26 protein-coding genes are annotated in these 21,831 nt (G+C 62.7%); 14 read left to right on the top strand and 12 right to left on the bottom strand.

The annotated features are described in order from the left end of the window. The first annotated feature begins 153 nt into the window (after positions 1–153). A complete protein-coding gene (locus C1A35_RS10365; protein WP_104664236.1) occupies positions 154–1,140 on the top strand; it encodes an AraC family transcriptional regulator in 987 nt (328 codons plus the stop codon). Between the two features lie 35 nt (positions 1,141–1,175). Here the strand turns inward: C1A35_RS10365 and C1A35_RS10370 are convergent, their stop codons facing one another. Further along, entirely contained in the window at positions 1,176–1,517 is a 342-nt protein-coding gene (locus C1A35_RS10370; RefSeq protein ID WP_234822845.1) for a winged helix-turn-helix transcriptional regulator, read from the bottom strand. A 163-nt stretch (positions 1,518–1,680) separates the two neighbouring features. On the opposite strand from C1A35_RS10370, the gene C1A35_RS10375 reads away from it, so the two are divergent. Beyond that, positions 1,681–2,565, top strand: coding sequence for an NAD(P)-dependent oxidoreductase (locus C1A35_RS10375; protein ID WP_104664238.1), 885 nt, complete (start codon positions 1,681–1,683; stop codon positions 2,563–2,565). Positions 2,566–2,751: 186 nt separating this feature from the next. Here the strand turns inward: C1A35_RS10375 and C1A35_RS10380 are convergent, their stop codons facing one another. Both C1A35_RS10380 and C1A35_RS10385 read right to left on the bottom strand, forming a co-directional pair. After that, positions 2,752–3,483 (bottom strand): LssY C-terminal domain-containing protein, encoded by a 732-nt coding sequence (locus tag C1A35_RS10380; RefSeq protein ID WP_104664239.1) that lies wholly within the window; start codon positions 3,481–3,483, stop codon positions 2,752–2,754. Between the two features lie 210 nt (positions 3,484–3,693). Beyond that, positions 3,694–4,281, bottom strand: a complete 588-nt coding sequence (locus tag C1A35_RS10385; RefSeq protein WP_104664240.1) for a J domain-containing protein — start codon at positions 4,279–4,281, stop codon at positions 3,694–3,696. A 642-nt stretch (positions 4,282–4,923) separates the two neighbouring features. On the opposite strand from C1A35_RS10385, the gene C1A35_RS10390 reads away from it, so the two are divergent. Continuing rightward, positions 4,924–5,136 (top strand): cold-shock protein, encoded by a 213-nt coding sequence (locus C1A35_RS10390; protein ID WP_065774817.1) that lies wholly within the window; start codon positions 4,924–4,926, stop codon positions 5,134–5,136. A gap of 303 nt (positions 5,137–5,439) precedes the next feature. On the opposite strand, the gene dusA is transcribed toward C1A35_RS10390, so the two are convergent. The 3 genes from dusA to C1A35_RS10405 form a co-directional block, all read right to left on the bottom strand. Further along, positions 5,440–6,519: a tRNA dihydrouridine(20/20a) synthase DusA gene (gene dusA, locus C1A35_RS10395; RefSeq protein ID WP_104664241.1), complete on the bottom strand. Its 1,080-nt coding sequence runs from the start codon at positions 6,517–6,519 to the stop codon at positions 5,440–5,442. Positions 6,520–6,686: 167 nt separating this feature from the next. Beyond that, positions 6,687–7,049: a hypothetical protein gene (locus tag C1A35_RS10400; protein WP_104664242.1), complete on the bottom strand. Its 363-nt coding sequence runs from the start codon at positions 7,047–7,049 to the stop codon at positions 6,687–6,689. 13 nt (positions 7,050–7,062) lie between these two features. After that, on the bottom strand, positions 7,063–7,845 hold the full coding sequence (locus tag C1A35_RS10405) for a hypothetical protein (RefSeq protein WP_158665038.1): 783 nt from the start codon (positions 7,843–7,845) through the stop codon (positions 7,063–7,065). Between the two features lie 438 nt (positions 7,846–8,283). Here C1A35_RS10405 and C1A35_RS10415 point away from each other — a divergent pair, with 438 nt between their 5' ends. Beyond that, positions 8,284–9,336: a hypothetical protein gene (locus C1A35_RS10415; RefSeq protein WP_158665039.1), complete on the top strand. Its 1,053-nt coding sequence runs from the start codon at positions 8,284–8,286 to the stop codon at positions 9,334–9,336. Positions 9,337–9,450: 114 nt separating this feature from the next. On the opposite strand, the gene C1A35_RS10420 is transcribed toward C1A35_RS10415, so the two are convergent. Beyond that, positions 9,451–10,251, bottom strand: coding sequence for a glycosyltransferase family 25 protein (locus C1A35_RS10420; RefSeq protein ID WP_158665040.1), 801 nt, complete (start codon positions 10,249–10,251; stop codon positions 9,451–9,453). Between C1A35_RS10420 and C1A35_RS35880 the strand changes: the two genes are divergently transcribed. The 8 genes from C1A35_RS35880 (at position 10,250) to C1A35_RS10450 (ending at position 14,353) form a co-directional block, all read left to right on the top strand. Then, the gene (locus tag C1A35_RS35880) at positions 10,250–10,651 is read left to right on the top strand and encodes a hypothetical protein (protein ID WP_158665041.1); all 402 of its coding nucleotides are present in this window, start codon (positions 10,250–10,252) and stop codon (positions 10,649–10,651) included. The genes C1A35_RS10420 and C1A35_RS35880 overlap by 2 nt on opposite strands. Positions 10,652–10,793: 142 nt before the next feature. Then, positions 10,794–10,916, top strand: coding sequence for a hypothetical protein (locus C1A35_RS37090; protein WP_272939259.1), 123 nt, complete (start codon positions 10,794–10,796; stop codon positions 10,914–10,916). Between the two features lie 174 nt (positions 10,917–11,090). Beyond that, positions 11,091–11,483, top strand: a complete 393-nt coding sequence (locus tag C1A35_RS10425; RefSeq protein ID WP_104664247.1) for a hypothetical protein — start codon at positions 11,091–11,093, stop codon at positions 11,481–11,483. Positions 11,484–11,652: 169 nt separating this feature from the next. After that, the gene (locus C1A35_RS10430) at positions 11,653–11,841 is read left to right on the top strand and encodes a hypothetical protein (RefSeq protein ID WP_104664248.1); all 189 of its coding nucleotides are present in this window, start codon (positions 11,653–11,655) and stop codon (positions 11,839–11,841) included. Between the two features lie 196 nt (positions 11,842–12,037). Further along, positions 12,038–12,274: a DUF982 domain-containing protein gene (locus tag C1A35_RS10435; RefSeq protein WP_104664249.1), complete on the top strand. Its 237-nt coding sequence runs from the start codon at positions 12,038–12,040 to the stop codon at positions 12,272–12,274. Between the two features lie 326 nt (positions 12,275–12,600). Continuing rightward, positions 12,601–12,807 (top strand): hypothetical protein, encoded by a 207-nt coding sequence (locus C1A35_RS10440; protein ID WP_043625188.1) that lies wholly within the window; start codon positions 12,601–12,603, stop codon positions 12,805–12,807. 249 nt (positions 12,808–13,056) lie between these two features. Further along, positions 13,057–13,743: a fumarylacetoacetate hydrolase family protein gene (locus C1A35_RS10445; RefSeq protein ID WP_104664250.1), complete on the top strand. Its 687-nt coding sequence runs from the start codon at positions 13,057–13,059 to the stop codon at positions 13,741–13,743. 76 nt (positions 13,744–13,819) lie between these two features. Then, a complete protein-coding gene (locus C1A35_RS10450) occupies positions 13,820–14,353 on the top strand; it encodes a gamma carbonic anhydrase family protein (RefSeq protein ID WP_104664251.1) in 534 nt (177 codons plus the stop codon). A gap of 48 nt (positions 14,354–14,401) precedes the next feature. On the opposite strand, the gene C1A35_RS10455 is transcribed toward C1A35_RS10450, so the two are convergent. The 3 genes from C1A35_RS10455 to C1A35_RS10465 are packed head-to-tail and all read right to left on the bottom strand — an operon-like array spanning position 14,402 to position 16,525. Further along, positions 14,402–14,797: a Fur family transcriptional regulator gene (locus tag C1A35_RS10455; protein ID WP_104664252.1), complete on the bottom strand. Its 396-nt coding sequence runs from the start codon at positions 14,795–14,797 to the stop codon at positions 14,402–14,404. Further along, positions 14,797–15,627: a zinc ABC transporter permease subunit ZnuB gene (znuB, locus tag C1A35_RS10460; protein ID WP_104664253.1), complete on the bottom strand. Its 831-nt coding sequence runs from the start codon at positions 15,625–15,627 to the stop codon at positions 14,797–14,799. The genes C1A35_RS10455 and znuB overlap by 1 nt, the downstream gene beginning before the upstream one ends. Next, positions 15,620–16,525 carry an ATP-binding cassette domain-containing protein gene (locus C1A35_RS10465; protein WP_104664254.1) on the bottom strand — a complete coding sequence of 302 codons (906 nt, stop codon included), beginning with the start codon at positions 16,523–16,525 and terminating at the stop codon, positions 15,620–15,622. Before C1A35_RS10465 ends, znuB begins: the two co-directional genes overlap by 8 nt. Positions 16,526–16,709: 184 nt before the next feature. On the opposite strand from C1A35_RS10465, the gene znuA reads away from it, so the two are divergent. Next, positions 16,710–17,699, top strand: coding sequence for a zinc ABC transporter substrate-binding protein ZnuA (znuA, locus tag C1A35_RS10470; protein ID WP_104664255.1), 990 nt, complete (start codon positions 16,710–16,712; stop codon positions 17,697–17,699). A 247-nt stretch (positions 17,700–17,946) separates the two neighbouring features. Beyond that, positions 17,947–19,149, top strand: coding sequence for a GTP-binding protein (locus tag C1A35_RS10475; protein ID WP_104664256.1), 1,203 nt, complete (start codon positions 17,947–17,949; stop codon positions 19,147–19,149). Between the two features lie 246 nt (positions 19,150–19,395). On the opposite strand, the gene C1A35_RS10480 is transcribed toward C1A35_RS10475, so the two are convergent. After that, a complete protein-coding gene (locus tag C1A35_RS10480) occupies positions 19,396–19,785 on the bottom strand; it encodes an RcnB family protein (RefSeq protein WP_104664257.1) in 390 nt (129 codons plus the stop codon). Between the two features lie 130 nt (positions 19,786–19,915). Then, complete coding sequence (locus C1A35_RS10485; protein ID WP_104664378.1) at positions 19,916–21,538, bottom strand: glycoside hydrolase family 43 protein; 1,623 nt, start codon at positions 21,536–21,538, stop codon at positions 19,916–19,918. Positions 21,539–21,831 lie beyond the last annotated feature (293 nt).

The following is a 21,831-nucleotide window of genomic DNA, read 5'->3' on the forward strand; positions in this document are numbered from 1 at the left end:
CATTGGCCGGGCACACGCGTGACTTGACGCACCCGCACGATAGTGAGGAGTTTCGGACCGGCGGCGGCCGGCGGGCTACTTGATTCCCGCAAAAATCGGCCTCAGACTGCAAACAAGCAAGCGGCAACGGTGCGGGAGCGCGGGATCGAGGTCATGGACGCCGTCAGCACTCGCCCGCTCGATCGGTTCCCGCAACTGGCCACGACTGACCCGGACGAACTGCTGACACGGATCTCGGGCCTGTTTGCGGTTCGATCCATCGATTTTCCGGGGCGTGACGGCGGCTTTGATGCCCAGCTCAACCATTGCCAGATGCAGGATGTCGGATTGACTTATGCGCGCTATGGCGCGCCGATGCATGCGGTCGTCGAGCAGGCGGACCACTATCTCCAGGGCTTTCCGCTCAGCGGCAATGGCGACGCGACGATCGACCAGGCATCGGGCACGCTGTCGCGCAACCGGGGGATCGTCGGTGGGCCGGGCGTAAGGATGAGGCTGCGCTACTCGCTCGATTTCGAGCACCTGATCCTCCGGATCAGGCCGGCCGGCTTGGTACGAAAGCTTGCCAACCTGATCGGCGGGCCGGTCGATCCACCGTTGCAGATCATCGCGGAGATCGCCGGCAACGATGCGCAGTTCAGGCTGATCGAGTTCATCGCCGGGGAACTCGGACGATCGGGGGCGAGATTGCCGCCGGTCCTGCTTGCGGAAATGGAACAGGCGATCATGGTCGCCTACCTCTGCAATTCGCGGCACAACTATACGCAGGCGCTGGAGACCGGCTCGCCGGCGGCGGCGCCCTGGCAGGTGCGCCGCGCCGAGGAATACATCCGCGACAACTGGGACAAGCCGATCACCATCGAAGCACTGGCGGCAGCCGCCAACACCAGCGCCCGGAGCCTCTTCCTTTCATTCAAGCGCGCCCGCGGCATTTCGCCGATCGCCTTCGCCCGCCGGGTGCGGCTCACTCAGGCGCATGCCATGCTTTCAGCGCCCGAGCCCGGAACGAGCGTGACCTCCGTCGCCTTCGATTGCGGCTTCGGCAATCTCGGTGCCTTCGCACGCTACTATCAGCTCAGCTACGGCGAGCTGCCATCCGACACGCTGCGGATGGCCAGACCCGTTCGAGACATCGGCTAAGGCGCGAGACGTCGCAGCCGGCGTCGGTGAAAAAGCTATTCAGCCGCGACCGCCCGCGCATCGACAGTGTCGCCGAACTCCTCGCCCCATTGGCAGAGCGCTCCCGCCGCGACATTGAGCGCGGCACCGCGCTTGGTCAGCGAATAGACCACCTTTGGCGGTGTCTCCGGGTAAGTGGTGCGGGAAACGAGACCGTCGGCTTCGAGCTCGCGCAGCTGCTGTGCCAGCATCTTTTCGCTGATCTCGGGGATCGCCTGACGGAGCCGGCCGAAGCGGCGGGCGGCCTTGCCGAGTTCGCAGAGAATATCGACCTTCCATTTGCCTTCGATTGCCCGGAGCGCGGTCATGAAGCCGCAGTTTTCCATCGCATTCGTCACGTCATCCTCCCTTACTGCGGGGTAAGCACTTACCGCCGGGTGCGTATTGCGACCCGGACGCTCCCCCTTACCTCTCTCCAGCGACGGCAACCGCCGCGCGTCGAAAACCAGAGCGGGATGCGGGCGCAAGCGCCTTCCCGCGCCATGGATATGGAGAGTGAACATGCAAGCTGCAATCAGCGTTTTGGGAATGGGGCGGATGGGATCGGCACTGGCGCGCGCGCTGCTCAAGGCCGGGCACCCGACGACGGTGTGGAACCGCACGCGGGAAAGGACAGTGCCGCTCGCCGCTTCCGGAGCGGAGGTGGCGGCGAGCGTGCACAACGCCGTTGCCGCGTCCGAGATCGTCATCGTCAATGTCAGCGACTACGCGGCGACCGAAAGCCTGCTGCGCAACGGCGCTGTCGCCGCGGCGCTTAAGGGCAAGCTGTTGATCGAGCTGACCTCGGGCACGCCGGCCGGCGCCCGCGAAGTGCAGGACTGGGCCGGGCGACATGGCATCCGCCATCTCGACGGCGCGATCCTGGCGACGCCGGATTTCATCGGTACCGAAGCGGGCACGCTGCTCGTTTCCGGCCCGGCCGCCGTGTTTGAGGAAAGCCGCACGGTGCTCGGCGCGCTCGGCGGCAATGTGCAGTTCATCGGCGAGGATCCGGGTCTTGCCAACGCGCTCGACAGCGCCGTGCTCGCCCTGATGTGGGGCGCGCTGTTCGGCGCCCTGCAGTCGATCGCGGTCTGCCGCGCCGAAGCGATCGATATCGAATCGCTCGGAAGGCAATGGTCGGCGACGGCGCCCGTCATCGACGGTCTCGTCGCCGACCTCATCAAGCGCAGCGCCGCCGGGCGCTATGCGGCAGACGACGAGACCCTTTCCTCCGTCTCGCCGCATTACGGCGCCTTCCACCATCTGGTCGAGCTGATGGCCGCCCGCGGCATCGACCGGACGATCACCGACGGCTACGAGGCGATCTTCCGCCGCGCGATCGACGCCGGCCACCTGCACGACGACTTCGCATCGCTGTCGCTGTTCATGGGGCGGCCGGCGTAAGGCACAGGCAGCGCGGCGGCTGGCGGCCGCGCTGCCAACGGCCGACTGAAACCTTCCCTTTTGGTGCCCCCAAGACATGGCTGCACCACCGCTCCTATGCCTGTCACGGGAACCCAGCCGCGCCACACCTGCAGCGCAGGAGGCCTTGACTGCGCAAGCCGGGATCACCCGCAAGATGCCCACACTTCACTTGGCCGCCTCGGCGCTGCGTCCCGGCGCCGGCCCGAGCACGCCGACCAGCACCTTGCCGTCGGTGAAATAGGGATCGCCGCCGCCATTGCGGCCAGCCTTGGTGGCGCCGATGCCGGGGATCTCGTAGGTCGACGCCACCTGCCCGGCCTTGTCGAGGTCGCCGATGATGAGATCGCGTTCGGCATCGAGATCGGGGCCGATATGGTGGGTGATCTGGCCGGTGTCGTGGCTCACGCCCACGCCGCGGTCGAAGCTTGCCGAGCCGAGCCAGAGCGGGCGATCGCCCTCCGCGGGCCTGGCCGTCTGCCAGAAACGCACATGGTTGCGCTGGTCGGCGCTGTGGCCGACCGGTTTCTCGAAGGCCAGATCCTGTTTGCGCCCTTCGTAAAACAGCGGACTGACGGGCGCATCGAGATCCGGGCGGTCGAGCACGACGCTGAGACCGATGTCGACCGAGGACCTGAGCGTGACCTTGTCGGCTGCGTCCCAGCCGGCAGCGCTGAAGGCACGGATGACCTGCTCCCTGGAACCGACCAGCCCGACATTGATCGGGTCACCGGCAATGCCCTGCGCCGTGGACGTCACCATGGGGTTGAGCGGAACCTTCCGGCGGTCATCGTGGAAGAGCCATAGCTCCGGGACCAGAAAATAACTGACAGCGAGATAGCCGGCGAGCACGATCGCCAGGAGGAGAAAGACAACGCGCATGTGTGAGCGGCGGCTCATGCGGTCTCCTTTGCTCCCGACGATGGCTAAGGTCCCGGCCACCCGGGACAGGAGAAGACTATGACACCGCGCGAGGCGCCTGCACAGCAGCACCGCAGAGGCGGATGCAGGTGGCAGAAGGGCGCTGATCACGCGGGCCGCGTGTCCCGCGCGCCTCCTCAATTCATCGCCGCACACGTTTCAGAGGCGATCAGTCGGGACGCCGCCGCCCTATTCCGCCGCGTGCGCGTTCACCTCCAGCGCCTCCAGCTCGTAGGAATAACCTTCCAGCATCTCGTAGGCCTGCTCGATCGTCTTGATCTGCTCGTCGGTGCTCTTGATCGCCTCGGCGATCGAGCGCGACCGGGCGCGCAGCATCGAGCCGAGCACGTCGGTTTCCGGCCGGCGGCCAAGCCGGTCGAGATGCTTGCGCACGCGGGCGCGGTGACGCTCGAGCTCGAGAATATGGAAGCGGCTCTTGACGATATCGTCGGAGAGCTTGCGCCGCATGGCGGCGACGGGATCGAAGCTGCCCGGCTCGCGCTCGTCGAGAATGAACTCGTTGACGAGGGTTTCGAGCATCATCAGGCCCTTGAGGTCGCGCGCGTCGGCAAGCTGCGGATCGTAGCCGGTATCGTCATAGACCTTGCGGCGCACCGGATCCTTGAGCAGCTCATAGGCCACTTGCAGCCGCGCGAACTGTTCGGGATCGCCGCCGGAATCCGGATGCGCCGATTTCGCCGCCTTGCGATAGGCGCTGCGGATTGCCTGATTGTCGGCGTCGCGTTCCAGTCCAAGCAGTTCGTAAGGGTCGATCACGCTGTCCCTCTCCGTATGTCACTCCCGCCACAGGCCGGGGCCTGTCGGCGCATTCTCCAGGCTCGTCACGCCGTCCCGCTTTGCGTGGCCGGCAGCGCATCGCTAAGCCATCGCGGCCGAAGACGGAACCAACCTTCGGTAAAACCTGCGCGTTATCCCTGATATGCGCAAGCTTTATCCCTGGAAGCGGAAGCCTTCGGCAGCGGCCTGGCGAAGCGAAGACCTTCCACCCCGACGTGCGAACGGCCGTCGGCGGCGCGCACGTTCGGTCGTGGTCGGGACGAAATTGTGTCGAGAAAAGGACAGTCCCCGATTTTTCCGCCCGCTGCCCAGCCGCGCGTCGAGAACCGGTCAAAGCCTTGCAAAGGCAGAGACCGCACGCCTCGGCGCGGCCCACAAGGCGCTTGCCTTTTTCTGCAAATCCTGTCACTCCTTGCGCCGTTCGGGCGATTTCTATCCCGGAGACTGGACTTTCAACTGCGCCCGGCCTCGTGCTGGGACCGCCGGCAGCGGCACCGTAGACGTCTTTTCCCCGAATCGTGACCACTCGACGCCTTTCCGCTTGCAAGCGGAAGACGAGATGCCCACATCCCCCAGGGGGCGCGGGCAACGCAAATTGACTGAAGGAAAAGGACTTCTTCCATGGCCACTAAGGGCACCGTAAAATTCTTCAACCAGGACAAGGGCTTCGGCTTCATCACGCCGGATGGCGGCGCGAAGGACGTGTTCGTACACATCTCCGCCGTTCAGGCCGCTGGCCTCGCGACCCTCAAGGATGGCCAGCAGGTCACCTTCGACACCGAGCCGGATCGCATGGGCAAGGGCCCGAAGGCCGTCAACATCCAGGCTGCCTAAGCCGGATCGTCCAGTCGGACATTCATTTGGAAACGGCGCTCCGCAAGGGGCGCCGTTTTCGTTTGGGGGATCATTTCTCCGCACCCTCCCCGTGTCCATGCCAGTCACGGGCATCCATCCGCGGAGCATCGGCACGGCGATAAATGCGCCCGCTGTCGCGCCTTAGTTGCCGCGATAGGCAAAGAGCCCTCCGCGCCGCCGACCCGGCCCGCTGCTGGTTTCCTGTGACGAGCACAGGAATGAAGTCGGACGTCCGGGAGCAACGTTTGCTCGGGTTGAGCCTAGGCCGTCTTCCTCGGCGAGCTATTCCGCCGCCTGCTTGGCCGCCGTCGCCTCGAACACCGCGTCGAAGGCCGCATGGATCACGTCCGGCCCAGCACCCTGGCGGGTCGCATCGGAAGACAGGATCTGGCGATAGCGGCGCGCACCCGCCCAGCCCTGGAACAGCCCGACCATATGCCGGGTCACGTGGATCAGACGACCGCCACTCTCGATATGCGCGGCGGCGTAGTCGGCCATCGCGTCGCGGACACCGGCCCAGAAATCGAGATCGAGGCGATGGCCGCGCTCGGAGAAGATGGCATCGTCTTCGACGACAGGCTTGGCGCCGGTCAGCGGATGCGGGAAATGGCGATCAGCCGCCGTCAGCATGGCGCTGTCGTGATAGGCGGCGCGCCCAAGCATCACACCGTCCAGATGCTGCAGCTGTTCAAGCGCCTGATTCAAGCTTTGAAGGCCGCCATTGATGCCGATGAAAAGATTGGGATTTTCCTGTTTCAGCCGATGCACGAGGCCATAGTCGAGCGGCGGGATCTCGCGGTTCTCCCGCGGGCTCAGGCCCTGAAGCCAGGCCTTGCGCGCATGCACCCAGACGGCGTCCGTGCCGGCATCCACCACCTGCGACACCAGCGTCCTCAGCGCCACTTCAGGATCCTGATCGTCGACGCCGATGCGGCATTTGACCGTCACCGGGATCGTCACCGCCGCCTTCATCGCCGCAACGCAGGCGGCAACCGTTCCCGGTTCCTGCATCAGGCACGCGCCGAAAGTGCCGGACTGCACCCGGTCCGACGGGCAGCCTACATTCATGTTGATCTCGTCGTAGCCGAACGCCTCGGCGATCCGCGCTGCTTCAGCCATCTTCGCCGGATCATTACCGCCGAGCTGCAGCGTTACCGGATGTTCGCAGCCATCGAATCCGAGCAGCCGCTGCCGGTCACCCCTCAGGATCGCCTCGGCGACGATCATCTCGGTATAGAGCAGCGCATGCTGCGACAATTGCCGGGCGAAGAAGCGATAATGCCTGTCCGTCCAATCGATCATCGGTGCAACGGCGAAAACCTTGCCTTTGAAATCGTAGAGTTTTCCCGGATTGCTGGGCATTGTGAGCGCTTTCTCGTCGTACCAGTTTCTAGCGTTTAACGGCGTTTCTTATTTTTTCTAGACAAAAGTACGTCAACTGTCGCACCAAATCGCCATCGTAGAGCACCGGCGTCACCGATGCGCCGTTCGGCGATACCGCCCGCCGCCGGGGCATCAGCCGCGTCGCATCAGGGAGCGAACGACCGATCCACCAAACGCGCCGCGCAGAAGAATGCGCCGACAAACAGCGTAAACAGGAAACCTTCCAGGATCTGAATCGGTAAACCGGGAGTGTCAATATTGTAGAAGAGATAAAGATAGAAAAAGCCCGACAGGAGAATGCATGCGAGGATGACAGCCACGATGACCCCGCTATTGTACTTGTCGTAAATGCGGTTCGCGACCAATATTCCCAGGAATGCGGCGACGACACCGAGACCGTATTGGAAGTATCCTTCCATTCCGAGCGGCGCCGAGAAGAATAGGCCGACGACGGCAGCAATCACGGCCATGCCCTCAACGAATTTGTTCTCCGTTATGAAGGACCACATACGACTTCCCCCATCACTCCGGCGTCAACGCCGAATAGGCGCCCGTGCCGATCAGCCCATTGTCGCCATCCAGGATGAACAGGGTCGCGGTTCGCAGATGCATCGTTGCGCCTATTCCCGCCTTGAGGCCAAGCCCGATCTCGCTCGAAAACACTTCCTTGCCCGTGGAAAGCAGGAGAAGCGACTCGGTCTTGGAGACGTTGGGGATCCAAGCGATGTCTTCGCTGCCCAGCACCTTTGTCGGCTCCGTTACCAGGACTTCCAGATCTTTCTCTTTTGCCGCGGAGTAGATCGCCTCGACATTGGCGACAAAATCGCCCGACTGAACCCACCCCATGGAGCCCAATGCAACCTTCAGATAGGATGGCTCCACCTTCAGGTTGACGTTCAGCGTGTCATTCTCGACGCTTAGATCGAGATTGACGTCGATTGGCGTCGGGATGTTGTCACTGTTCAGGAAGATTGTCCTGAACCTCGAGTTTCCGTTGATTTTCCCCTGCGCCCCATCCCCCTTGTTTTCCGTCCCCGTGCCTGGGTTCACGTTCGGGTCCGTCGCCGGCTGAGCCTGTTGCGCGCCGCCGCCGGATGTCGGCGATGCCGTCGTATCCGGCACATAGATGGCGGCGGAGCGGTTCCGCCCGCTCTGGGTGTAGCGGATCGGCGCATCGTAATCCGGCTGTTCAGCAACCTTTCCCACCGGATGCGGATCATCCTGGCACCCTTTCGGCAACGGATTGCCGGTCGGGCGGCTCAGTCTCGCCTTCTCCCAGACGAAGACCAGGCCCTCGTCGTCCATGTTGCAGACCCAGTGGTTGATCCAGGTTCCGTTGGCGTATGTCTCCGCATCGGATCCGAACCGGAATTTGCCGTTGACGGTGACATCGCTCGTAAGGGCCGGCGGTGGATGTAAATCCTGTGGCGGCGTGTCGTCCGCTGAGCACGCTGAATAAGAGAGCGTGAAAAATGGGATCGCAAAGAAAACGGAAGCGCACCTCATTACCCCTCTCCCTCCATAAGAATAAGAAAAGCAAATGAATTCATGCCGTCAACTGGCGACTACTACCCATGGAAAATGATAATTACATGCAACGCCGCATTTTGATTTTGCTTCCCGACCCGACCAAAATCAGATCCAGGAAATTGCTGATGCAGTACTGAAAGCATATTACATAAAACATAAACTGTCACACGATTGCTACATAAGGACTGCCGCTAAATCGATTTTACTTTAAGAATGCTCCGCGCGACCTTCCGAGGCCACTATGACCTGTTTGCGCGCTCGGTTGCAGAGATTTCCAGGACAGTCTCGCAGCCAGATTGCCGCTGTATCGGCAGCTCGCCGACGCGATCGGTCGACATCTGGTGCCGTGCGGCCGATCAGGCGATGGCGCCGGAGCAGGAGCAGGAGCAGGAGCAGGAGCAGGAGCAGGAGCAGGAGCAGGAGCAGGAATGGCGACACGGCCTCCCCTCTAACTCGTTTACAAACCACAATTTTTGTTTAGTTAGAGCGGATCGCTGCAATGAGGGATTGATGTCGAATATTGTCAACACGGTTTGGATCGGCAAGCAGCTTGGTCCAGTTCATGCCGCCTGTTTGCGATCATTCTTGCGCAATGGTTATGACGTGGTGCTGCATTCGTTTGGTATGCCGGAAGATGCACCTGAAGGCGTGAAATTGTTCGATGCAAGCAAACTGATGTCCTTGCCGGAAGTCGACGCTTTCCGAAAAACCAACAGGTTGGCTTTCGCATCAGATATCTATCGCTATCGCATCCAACGGGAGAACATGGGACTCTACGTTGATTGCGACGTGTATTGCCTGAAACCTTTTGAAGAGAATGACTATGTTTTCGGCTGGGAAAGCTCCAAGCTGATTTGCAATGCGGTCCTCAAGATTCCATCCGGAAGTCGTTTGCTGCAAAAGATTCTGGAAGCGTCCGAGGACCTGCATTTCATTCCGCCGTGGCTACCCCGCCGCAAAAGAAACAAGATGGCACTGCGGAAAAAGCTCGGCTTCCCGGTCCACGTCGCAGATCAGGCGTGGGGCGTCATCGGCCCGCAACTTCTGACGCATTATGTGCGCGAGTTCGAGCTGACGAACCATGCGTCCAGCATCGATAGCTTTTACAACTTGCATTTCGAATGCACGGGTTTGCTGTACGAGCCCGGGCTTTCCGTTCTTGACCTGGCGACCAGGCGTTCCTCTTTTCTTCATCTGTGCAATTCCCGCCTGAAGCCAAGTGGCGTTCCGGCCGGCAGTCCGATGCATGAAATTCTGAACGCGTGACAATTGAGGGCGCCTGAAAGGCCGGGCTCGGGCGAGATCGCCCTGCCCGGCTTTCGTCCCGAGACCTCGCTGTGCAAATGCGTGTCGACCCTGCCGCAATGGGCAGCGTCCGATTTACCCGAAGGGCACGGCCGTCCAGCGGTAACGAATGCAGCGGAAGAGAAACGGCGGCAGCGCCGCTGCCTGCAATGACAGCCGCTTGCACTCGCGCCAGAGCTTCTGGTGCACCTTGAGTTTTGGCTTGACGCGAACCGTGGCGTCGACCGCCTTGCGGATCGTGCTTCCATGCGCGGGATCGGCGCTGTCGAGCAGCACGCCCTGGATACAGACGGCCGGATAGAGCTGATGAATGCGGCAGTCGTCCGGCCGCGGCACTTCATCGTCGAACATGAAATGATCGACAGGGCATGGAAACGCATCTTGCGAGAGCTCGAGCAGTCGCTTTGCATAGCCCTGAGAAATGACGTAGCCGCCCGTGCCGACGTGGCAGCCCCTCAATCCGTGGATCGAGCGCCCGGCATCGGCAAGCACACGGGCACGGCTGAGAAAGACCTTTTGCCGGAAGGTTTCGATCTTCAGCAGCCCCACCTCCGCCGGGATCCAAGCCGCTGACGAGAGCGCATGGGCGGCGCCCGGCGAAAAGAAGACGTCGTCCTCGATCACTGCGCCATAGGCATCGCTGCCTTCCGCGATGATCGCCCAGCACTTCCGATGGCTCATGAAGCAGGCGATCTCCGCCTTGTTCATCCTCTTCCACTGCTTCGACGCCGGCTGCATTGTCAGCACGGCATCATCGAGCTCTCGCCCGTCGACCGCTGCGACGCGCTCGAAATTCAGGCCGAGAATGGAAAATTGGCTTCCGATGTGGGTCAGTCGCTCGGGGGAACGGTCGAGATTGATCACCAGGCAGCGCATGGCAAACGTCCTGTGTCCTTCCATCTTTGCGTGTGCAGGCCCAAAGCGACCGCCGCTTGGCCAGCCTATCGCGCCTGAACACCTGAATTACAGAAAACTCTCCGAAATCAACGGCAACGCGACAAAGCGCATCACCGGGATTCGTATCGCTTTTCTGACCGGCTATCACGGATCGCACCGCGTCACAACGATCAGTGCAACCGGGGCGACTTGCCTGGAAGTTGATCTTGCAGGCTTCCGGCTCGCCACCTACAACCTGCACGACAAGACACAGGAGGGACACGGAATGCTGAAATGCCTTTATCTCCGGCCTGCCGCGCCAGCGCTTTCCGGATGCCAGCCACCGGCACCCGAATCGGTCCTCGTGTCTCAACCTGAACTGCTCGCGATACGCGGCTGACGGCATCCCCACCAAGGCGGCGACGGGACGGCTTGCCGAAATGCCCCCTCGCCGGCCGCCCGCTCCGCCGGCCATGGTTTCCATCTTGTTAACGAAATTCGTCGATTGTTCCGCATCGAGATGATCCTCGTCGGAGCGAAACATGAGCTACGATTGGAGCGGCGCACGGCGCCGGCGAACAATAGCGACCGTCATCGGCGCCGCATTCCTGCTGTTGGCGCTGGCCGCCACGGTGGCAGCATCGGTTGGCAGCGCGCTTTTCTGAGCGACAGGAGCTGTCGGGACCACGCGGGACGCGCACTCGCCGGTGGGGCGAAGGCGAACATTGGGCTTGTCTTCGTCGCGCGGCTGCGCCCCGCTCGGGGTTGACGACGCTCGCGGACAGGACTAGGGCAGCGTTCCTGTATCGTTACCGATCACAGGAATAAGGACGGACGGCATGAAACGCGCGATCGTGGCACTGCTCACGCTTCTATTGGCCGGGTGCCAATCGATGGAGTTGGAGGCGCCCGAAATCGCAAAGCCCAGACCGGCCGCCCCTTCCGTGCCGACGCTCTCGGGCGACGCGCTCCAGGCCTTCCTCGTCGGCAAGACGCTGCGGTACAACCTGAACGGCGTCAATTCCACCTTCTACGCCGACGGCCGCTATGGCTATCGCGACTACGAGGTGCGCGACGGCGGCAGCTACACGATCACTGGCGACGAAGTCTGCATCACCTTCGAGGATGGCGGCCGGCGCTGCGACCAATATGCCCAGATCGGCCCCGACTACTACCGCATCGAGGAAGGCGGCCGCCGCACCAAGGTCGACCGCGTCGTGCCCGCGGCCTAAGCGGGCCAAGCGGAAAATCCCGACCGCATCGGAACCTCTCTGCCCCCTCATTCCCGAGGGGTTCAATTCCTCCGCGTTCTGTCATAGTGGCCGCGGGAATGCGACCTTGCGGGAGGGACGGGTGGCCCCATTGCGTGCAACACAATGCCTGGCACTGTCGAAGACGGACATGGCCAGGCTGCAGCGTGTCTTTGATACGCTTTGCATCGAGCAGGGCTGGGCACGCGACGGCGAGCCGGCGCGGCGCCATGCCCGGATGCTGATCGACGATTATCTCGCAGGCAATACGAGCGAGGGGCGCCTGCTCATTGCCGGTCGCGCCTTCGCCGAGCGATTGCGGCGCAACATGCCGCGATAGCAAACGATCGCGGTGCTTGCACGAGGCGGCGCGGCTGCCCGCGCTTGCAACCTGCCCTATCGAATCCGAAAATCTGCTTACAAAAGCGAACTCCTGCGTTACATTAGCAAGATCGACTGTCGACGTTCTCGAGAGGAGCCAGAGGCCGGCAGTCGCAATGCCGATGTTCATTGAGATGATCTCGAGGAGGAGACGCATGCAATTAGTCTGGAAACAGCCGATCGAACTCGACTTCGTGAGCGGCGATTGCCGTACCGTCAAAGGCCCCTCAGACGCCCTCGCCTGCCTTGCAGACCACTGGCCTCACCGCGGACCATTCTATGTCGCCGCCCGCAGTGCCTGCCGCGCCGCCATCGACGGCCGTCGCACCGCCGAGGAAGCCCGATCGCTGTTCATCTCGGCCGCCGAAGAAGCCGAGCTGCATACACACTAACGCGCCAGCCGGCGCTCGACCGTAGCTGCCGCAGGAGCGCGGCAAGCGCTTGCCACGGGGCAAGCGACACCGTGGTTTTTTTGATTGAAGCAACGGCCCCTGACGGCCGCATGCGATTGTTCAGCCTCCGGGCATTCGCCCGGAAAACGCATCATTTCAGCACATTACTGCCCAATCTCGGGTGATTTTTCCAGAAATGGCCCGATTTCTGTCGTGAAGCATTCATTTCTTTCTACTATATTCTGAGGTGCCTCACAAAAACCAATTTCGGAGCGCCTTAATCCCCGCAAGGGAATTCAAGAAAAACGATATACGGGAGAGAACATATGAGCGAGAGCAATCTCTATCGCATCGTTGAAGTCACCGTGAAGCGTGAAGGTGGCCGTCGTGATCTCGGCATCATGACCGTGCGCCAGGCCCTTGAGCTTCCCCAGGTCCCAAGCCTCGAATACAGCCATCCCGAACTCAACTCGCGTTCGGACGGTCGGTTCCTGACCCGAGACCAGCTTCAGGCCTACGCGCAGTGCGCCTAAGTTTGCCGATGATGGCATCCCTTCGGATGCCGTGATCGCGCGCGCCCATCCGGGCGCGCTCCAGCCGGAACAGTCTTCCCCAATCCTTCCTATATTTTTCTACGGATCGATTCCGGTTCGCGGATTTATGCAGTAACGTCCGGATTCTCTCCTGCCCCGCCTGACACCGAAATCGGTCGACGGGCGAGCGCCCATCAAACGCGGTTCTCCTGTCGGTCAAGACAGGCGGCGCCCCAAGACCGGACGATCATGGAAACCATCATCCCTCCTCCGCTTCCCGTGCTGCTGCCGATTTCCGGCAGCCTCGTCGGATTTCCGGTCCGCCGGGTCTATTGCGTCGGCCGCAACTATGCCGCCCATGCGATCGAAATGGGCCACGACCCCAACCGCGAGCCGCCGTTCTTCTTCCAGAAGAATCCGGACAATCTGCTCGCCGCCGGCAACACCTTCCCCTATCCGCCATTGACCACCGACGTTCACCATGAGGTCGAACTCGTCGTGGCGCTGAAGCGCGGTGGCAGCGACATCGCCGTCGAGGACGCGCTGGAATGCGTCTATGGCTATGCCGTCGGCATCGATTTCACCCGCCGCGACCTGCAGGCCGAGGCAAAGAAGGCTGGCAAACCCTGGGCCGCCGCCAAGGCGTTCGAACATTCGGCCCCGGTTTCGGCGATCGCATCGGCAGAAACCATCGGCCATCCGGTCAATGGCAACATCTGGCTGAAGGTCAACGGCGAACTGCGCCAGCAGGGCGATCTCGACCAGATGATCTGGAAGGTGCCGGAAGTGATTGCCGAGCTCTCGAAGCTCTTCACGCTGGCGCCGGGCGACATCATCATGACCGGCACGCCCTCGGGCGTCGGCCCGGTCGCGCGCGGCGACGAGGTCACCTGCGGCGTCGACGGCGTTGCAGCCCTTGCCGTGACAGTCGTCTAAGCGGCTCAGTTTCGGCAGGCGGCCCGCCGCCTGCCGCCCGGCCCCGATCGGCCATGTTAGGAAAAGGACAGAATGGATGCCGCTTTACGCCCTCGGATCACTTCGCCCACAGACGCCGCCGAAGGGTAGCTATTGGGTAGCGCCGGACGCCAATGTCATCGGCCAGGTCGAGATCGGCGACGAAGTCGGAATCTGGTTCGGCGTGACGCTGCGCGGCGACAACGAGCCGATCCGGCTCGGCGCCCGCACCAACATCCAGGAAAACGTCGTCATCCATGTCGACCCGGGCTTCCCGGTGACGATCGGCGAAGGCTGCACCATCGGCCACAGCGCCATCATCCACGGCTGCACCATCGGCGAAAACTCGCTGATCGGCATGGGCGCGACCGTGCTCAACGGCGCCAGGATCGGCCGCAACTGCCTGGTCGGCGCCAATGCGCTGGTCACCGAAGGCAAGGAATTCCCGGACAATTCGCTGATCGTCGGCGCGCCGGCCAAGGCGATCCGCACGCTCGACGATGCGGCGGTGGAGGGCCTGAAGCGCTCGGCAGCGCATTACGTCAAGAACTGGCGGCGCTACGCCGCCGACCTCAGCCGACTCGACGACTGAGCACTGCTTCCTGAGGAAGGATCTCCGCCCGCCCCGGCGGAGTCGCCTTTACGCGCAGCTCTGGCAATGGCCGCGGATCTCGATCGTCGTCTTCTCGGTCTTGAAGTTCTGCGCCCGCGTCAGGGTCGAAAGCCGCTGCTCGATCGCCTCGTCATGAAACTCCGTCACCTGGCCGCAGCCTTCGCAGATGGTGAAGGCGGTGACGCCATGATCGTGCTCGTGGTCATGCGGGCAGGTGCAGGCGACGAAGGCGTTGAGGCTCTCCAGCCGGTGCACCATGCCGTATTCCTGCAGCTTGTCGAGCGCCCGGTAGACCTGCAGCGGCGCGCGAAAGCCATGGTCGCGCAGCTTGTCGAGAATGGTATAGGCGCTCATAGGCCCTTCTGAATGGCTGAGCGCATCCATCACCAGCGTCTGGTTCTTGGTCAGTTGCGGCGTAGCCATCAGTGATGCCCTCCAGGCGTGGAATGATGCGCTGCCTCGATCGGGCGGCGTCCGATCGGTAGCAGACTGAGAACGAAAAGCCCAACGGCCGCAACGACGATAGATGGTCCCGACGGCGTATCCCAGTGCAGCGAGCCGAAAAGTCCACCGGTCACCGCAAGCGCGCCGATGACGGAGGCAAGCACCGCCATCACCTCAGGCGACGTCGAGAAGCGCCGGGCCGTGGCGGCCGGGATGATCAGCAGCGAGGTGATCAAGAGGATGCCGACGATCTTCATGGCGATCGCGATGACAAGCGCCATCAGCAGCATGAAGAACAGCCGCGTGCGCTCGGGCTTCAGCCCTTCGGCTTCGGCCAGTTCCGGATTGACGGTGGAGGCGAGCAGCGGCCGCCAGAGATAGACGATGGCGAAGATGACGAGGATGCCGCCGCCCCAGATGATGTCGATGTCGGATTCGGAAACGGCAAGAATGTCGCCGAAGAGGAAGCCGACGAGATCGATGCGCACCCAGGTCATGAAGGCGACGATGACGAGCCCGAAGGACAGCGCCGAGTGCGAGAGGATGCCGAGCAGCGCGTCGGTCGAAAGCGCCCCGCGCCGCTGCAGGAAAAGAAGCAGCACCGAGACGACGGCCGCGACGATGAAGACGCTCACCATCAGGTTGAGTTCGAAGAGCAGCGACAGCGCGACGCCGAGCAGGGCCGAATGCGCCATGGTGTCGCCGAAATAGGCCATGCGCCGCCAGATGACGAAGCAGCCGAGCGGGCCAGCCATAACCGCAATGCCGATGCCGGCGATCAGCGCGCGCACGAAGAAATCGTCAAGCATCGCCCTTCTCCTTCACGTCATAGCCATGCAACCGGGTGTGATGGCCGCAGCCGCAATCCTCGCCATGGTCGTGCACGTTTTCCTCGTCGTCATGGTGGTGGCCGTCGCCGGGATAGCAATGTTCGGTGATCGAACCGTCCGCATGCAGCACCCGTCCATCGGGCAGATGGGTGTGGTCATGATGGTGGCTGTAGACCGCAAGCGTACCCGCCGCCCGCCTGCCGAAGAGCTTCTGGTATTCGGGGCTCTGGCTGACCGCCTGCGGCGTGCCGCGGCAGCAGACATGGCCGTTGAGACAAACGACCGTGTCGGTCTCGGCCATGACGATATGCAGGTCGTGCGAGATGAGCAGGATGCCACAGCCGGTGCGGTTGCGGATCTGCTTGATCAATTCGTAGAGCGCGATCTCACCGCTGAAATCCACCCCCTGCACCGGCTCGTCGAGCACCAGCAGATCCGGCTTGCGCGCAATCGCGCGGGCAAGAAGTGCCCGCTGGAACTCGCCGCCCGAGAGATGCTGCACCTCGGCTTTGGCCAGATGCAGAACGCCGGTCGCAGAAAGCGCCTCTTCGATCTCCCGGCCCTTCAGCGGCCCGGTCAGCGTCATCAGCCGCTCGACCGTCAAGGGTAGCGTCCAGTCGACGGCAAGCTTCTGCGGCACATAACCGACCTTGAGCCCCGGCTTGCGCTCGACATGGCCCTCGTCCGCTTTCAGCACCCCGATCGCCGTCTTCGCGGTCGTCGACTTGCCTGAACCGTTCGGGCCGATCAGCGTGACGATCTCGCCCGGGCTGATCGAGAACTCGACGCCGCGCACCAGCCAACGGCCGTTGCGGCGCACGCCGGCATTGCTGAGATTGACCAGCGGCAGCGTTTCTGGGGAGCGGAAATTCAGCATGAAAAAATTCCGGATTGGATGGTTGCCACTGGCTATCGCACACGTTATAGCATAACGCAATTGATGTAATAACATTACATGACGACTTCAAGGTCATCAACGGCCTGTCGGAGTGAAAGCTTTGCATGCCCAAAGCGTGCCTGGTCGCTGTGGCCGGACGCGCCAATCAAGCCCGGAGAACCCGATGAAATCGACTTCCGCCCTGCTTTTTGCCTCCACCATGCTCTTTGCTGCACCCGCTATGGCGGATAGCCCCAATGTGGTGGTTTCGATCAAGCCGATCCACTCCCTCGTCGCCTCGATCATGCAGGGTGTGGGCGAACCGTCGCTGATCGTCGAGGGTGCGGCCTCCCCGCACACCTACAACATGAAGCCCTCCAACGCCTCCGCCCTGCAGGCGGCAAAGGTGGTCTTCTGGGTGGGCCCCGGCCTCGAGGCCTTTCTCGACAAGCCGCTCGACGCGCTCTCCAGCGGCGCCACGGTGGTGGAACTCAGCGAAGCGCCCGGCATCGAAAAGCTGAAATTCCGCGAGGGCGGCGCATTCGAGGCGCATGACCACGGCGATGAAGGGCACGGCGAGGAGGGTCACAAGCATGCCGAGAGCGAAGCCGCGCACGATCACGGCCATGAGGGCCACGATCACGGCCACGGCGATACCGACCTGCACATGTGGCTCGACCCGATGAATGCCAAGGCGATGGCCGCCGAGATCGAAAAGACGCTTGCCGCGGCCGATCCGGACAATGCGACCGCCTACAAGGCCAATCTGGATGCGCTGAACAAGCGCCTGGACGCGCTCGATGCCAAGCTCACGGAGACCGTGGCGCCGGTCAAGGACAAGCCCTTCGTCGTCTTCCACGACGCCTACCAGTATTTCGAGCACCGCTACAAGGTGCGCGTCGCCGGTTCGATCACCGTCAGCCCCGAGGTGCTGCCGGGTGCGGACCGGGTGTCGCAGATCCATGCCAAGATCAAGGAACTGGGCGCAACTTGCGTCTTTGCCGAACCGCAGTTCGAGCCGAAGCTGATCAATGTGGTGATCGAGGGCACGCCGGCGAAATCCGGCACGCTCGATCCGGAAGCCGGCACGCTCGACGCCGGCCCCGATCTCTATTTCCAGATGATGGAAGGGATCGGCACCTCGCTGAAGACCTGCCTCTCGTCGGCCAGCTGATCCGTCCTCCCAAGACGGTTTGGGCGAGCCCCGCTCGCTCTTCTTTCCGTCATCCTCGGGCACGGCCCACGCAACCGGCCCAAGGATGACGGAAAGTCACACGACCGGGAGGTGACCGCCGCCGGATAGGCAAGGACCCAGGCGGCAGAGATAACAACACCCGAATACCCAACTGCTCAGGCGGGCGATCGCGCTCGCCTTTTTTTACCGCTAGATATGTAACGGTATAACATTATAGGACAATCCGATGGAAAAGCTTCCCGTTACCGTGCTCTCCGGCTTTCTCGGCGCCGGCAAGACCACCCTGCTCAACCATGTGCTTTCCAACCGCGACGGGCTGCGCGTCGCCGTCATCGTCAACGACATGAGCGAGGTGAATATCGACGCGGCGCTGGTGCGTGACGGCGGTGCCGGCTTGTCGCGCACGGAAGAGCAACTGGTGGAAATGACCAATGGCTGCATCTGTTGCACGCTGCGCGACGACCTCCTGAAGGAGGTCCGCAACCTCGCCGAACAGAACCGCTTCGATTACCTGCTGATCGAATCGAGCGGCATCTCCGAGCCCCTGCCCGTCGCCACCACCTTCGACTTTCGCGACGAAGCAGGCGAAAGCCTCGCCGATGTCGCCCGCCTCGACACGATGGTGACAGTGGTCGATGCGGCAAACCTCGTTGCCGACTATTCCTCGCTCGATTTCCTCGCCGATCGCGGCGAGACATCAGGCGAAGGCGATACACGTACCCTTGTCGACCTCTTGGTCGAGCAGATCGAGTTCGCCGATGTGGTCGTGCTCAACAAGGTCGGCACCGCGACGCCCGAGCAGGTGGACGCCGCCCGCAAGATCATCGTCGGGCTCAATCCGGATGCGCAGCTGATCGAGACCGATTTCGGCAAGGTCAAGCTCAGAGACGTGCTTGGAACCGGCCGCTTCGATCTCGCCAAGGCCGAAGAACATCCGCTCTGGTACAAGGAGCTGCACGGCTTCAAGGACCACGTGCCGGAGACCGAGGAATACGGCATCCGCTCCTTCGTCTACCGCGCCCGCCGCCCCTTCGACCCCATGCGCTTCCAGGCCTTCCTCAACCGGTCCTGGCCGGGCGTGCTGCGCGCCAAGGGGTTCTTCTGGCTCGCCACCCGCCCGCATTATGTCGGCGAGATCAGCCAGGCAGGCCCGCTGGTGCGCACCGGCAAGATGGGCCTCTGGTGGTCGGCCGTGCCGCAGGAGCAATGGCCGCGCGAACCCGGATTTCTTGCCGCCGTCGGCCGCTACATAGATCCGGTCTGGGGCGACCGGAGGCAGGAGATCGTCTTCATCGGCGCCGATCCGATGGACGAGGCGGCCTTGCGCGACGAACTCGACGCCTGCCTGCTCCCCGACGAGCGCTTCCGACCCGAGCGCTGGCGCGATCTGGCCGATCCCTTCGCCAACTGGTCGCCGCGGGCCGCCTGATGGGGGCAGCCGCGCCCACTTTACGCCGACCACGCTTCGTCTGCATGGCGTTGAACAGCGCCGGCCGGCCAGTGCCGATGTTCGATGCTTTTCTCGGGGATGCGCCCGCGGATGAGGAGGTGCCGGAGCCGATGGGCGAGATCGAAGGCTTGCTGTTTGGTGAACGGCAGAACCCACGCGCCGCTCACCGATAAGCGAAGGGGCGGCGCAAGAGCGCCGCCCCTTCGCTGAAGGCCGAGTATTTTCCTAGCGCGCCGCCGCCAGGCCGACGATGACGCCGGTCGCAAGGCTGATCAGCAGGAAATCGTTGCCGGACCGTACCCACTGCTGGCCACGCGGCGGCGGACGCAGCTTGTAGTAACGATAGTCGCGCACCTGCGCCATGTGGCGGCGTTCGGCCGGCGACAGGCGATGGCCGCGCGCCCAGCGCTCCTTCTTCTTGACGATTACCCGCTTCTCGATCGTCACATGCTTGTCAACGTGGCGATCGACGTGACGATCCACATGACGATCGACGGGGCGGCGGGAGCGATCATAGTTCTGCGCCACCTCGAAGGATCCTGCCGGCTGGGCAAGGGCTGCGACCGGCGTAATCAGAACGGAGCTGGCGACGAGCGCGATCAGGAGACGTTTCATTCGGGTGTCCTTTCGTTGTCTGCACCCGAAAATTAGCCGCCGCTTCCTGAACCGAATATGAAACTCTACATTACAAATGCGTAATGATATCCGACGCTTATTCCGCATACCTAATGTAATAAGATCAGCCCTATATAAGGCTGACGTAGCGGAAGTGATCGAAATCGGCAGCCCTGCCCGCGCCCGACGTATCGAAGCAGAACAGGCCGGCGAAGGCGCCGGTAAAGGATCCATGCTCGCCGCGACCGCCCTCATCCGAGACTACGCCGGCATCGAGGACCGGACCGACCGGCTGCCAATCCGCCCCGCCGGCTGCCCGCCAGAAGAACTGCAGGTCATTGTCGCGAACGTCCATCGCGAGCTCGATCGCCCCATCGGGAATGGCGATGCCGCCGCCGACAGGAAATTCCAGCCGCCCATGCGGGAAATCGCCGGCACATGACAGGATCGTCAGCGCCCGCCCCAGCGTCTCGTGCCAGGTGACGCCGAGCGCGTGGAACTTGTGGCGATTGTAGTAATGCGTCAGCCCCGCGACCTGCTGGTAGGTTACGGCCGCAAAATCGACCGTCGTCTCGGCGCGGAAGGAATGATGCTCCTGGCGCCGCGCCACCAGCGCCTGCTCGAACCAGCTGCCGATGCTCTCCCTACCGAACAGCCTGAGGTGGCCCGGCCGCCACTCGAGCGAGAAGAGCCGCTCCGGCTCCGGTGTGCGCAGCCACTGGAACTCGACCGGGAGCGCTCTGTCGTCGAAATCGCGTTCCACGACAGACGGTTCAGCACGCCGCGCCACTGGCGCCGGAGCCGGGACGAGAACCTCCGGCACCGGGCCGCCGTTTTCGAGATAGAGCCAGCCATCCTCGCGCCAGACGCATTTCTGCAGCGCCGTCTCGCGGCCGAGCGTGCAACGGCGGTGCGGCGGCAATGGCCGGCCGGTCAGGTGGGTGTGATAGGCCTGTCCGTCGGGCGTTTCGACGTATTGGCCGTGGCCGGCGCGCTGCAGCGGTGCTTCGGGGTGGTCTTTCGACGTGATCAGATAGGTATCCGGGTGCATTTCGTACGCACCGTCGATCGAGCGCGATCGCGCCATCGTCACCGCATGGTCGTAGCCGGTGCCGCCTTCGGCTGTCGTCAGGTAGTACCATCCATTTTTCTTGAAGAGATGCGGGCCCTCGACGAGCCCGAGCGGCGAGCCGGCAAAAATGTTCTTCACCGGACCGACGAGCTTCCTCGTGCGCTCGTCCCATTCCTGCAGCAGGATGCCGTCGAAGGCCGGATGCTTGGGCGAGCCACCGAAGCTCATCGTCCGGTGGTTCCACTGCATGTTGAGGAACCACTTGCGCCCGTCGTCGTCGTGGAAGAGCGACGGATCGAAGCCGGAGGAATTGACATAGACCGGGTCCGACCAGGTCGCCTCGATCGCCTCGGCCGTGACGATGTAGTTATGCGCATCTTTGAAGTTGCCGTCGAAGCGCTTGACGTCGGTGTAGACCAGCCAGAACAGCCCGTCGTCATAGGAGAGGCACGGCGCCCAGACACCGCAGCTATCCGGGTTGCCGCGCATGTCGAGCTGGCTTTTCCGCTCCAGCGGCCGGCGCACCAGCGTCCAGTTCACCAGATCGCGCGAATGGTGGATCTGCACGCCCGGATACCACTCGAAGGTGGAGGTCGCGATGTAATAGTCGTCGCCGACGCGGCAGATCGAAGGGTCCGGATTGAAGCCCGGCAGAATGGGGTTGCGGATCATGGCGGTCATCGGTTTGGCATCCTCCCTGTGCGGCGCCATCCGACCTCAAAAATCATACAAATTCAAGACTGCAACGTTGCAGTAGGTCACGCACCGGACCGTTTTCAAACTGCTTTCCACATCGATTCGGCCGGCGACCTGCACCTTAGGGCGGCGGACGATCGTCGCGCCTCGCCGCCGGCAACCGGTTTGCACAAACAATGGGCAATGCACTGGATCACCCCATTCTACTTTAGTCGGAGGCAGCCGAACTACGCGGGAAAATCGCGGCCCGGACTTGAACGCGCGCTTGAAATCGGCAC

Source organism: Ensifer adhaerens, assembly GCF_002940685.1.
In the GTDB taxonomy this organism is placed as follows: domain Bacteria; phylum Pseudomonadota; class Alphaproteobacteria; order Rhizobiales; family Rhizobiaceae; genus Ensifer; species Ensifer adhaerens_E.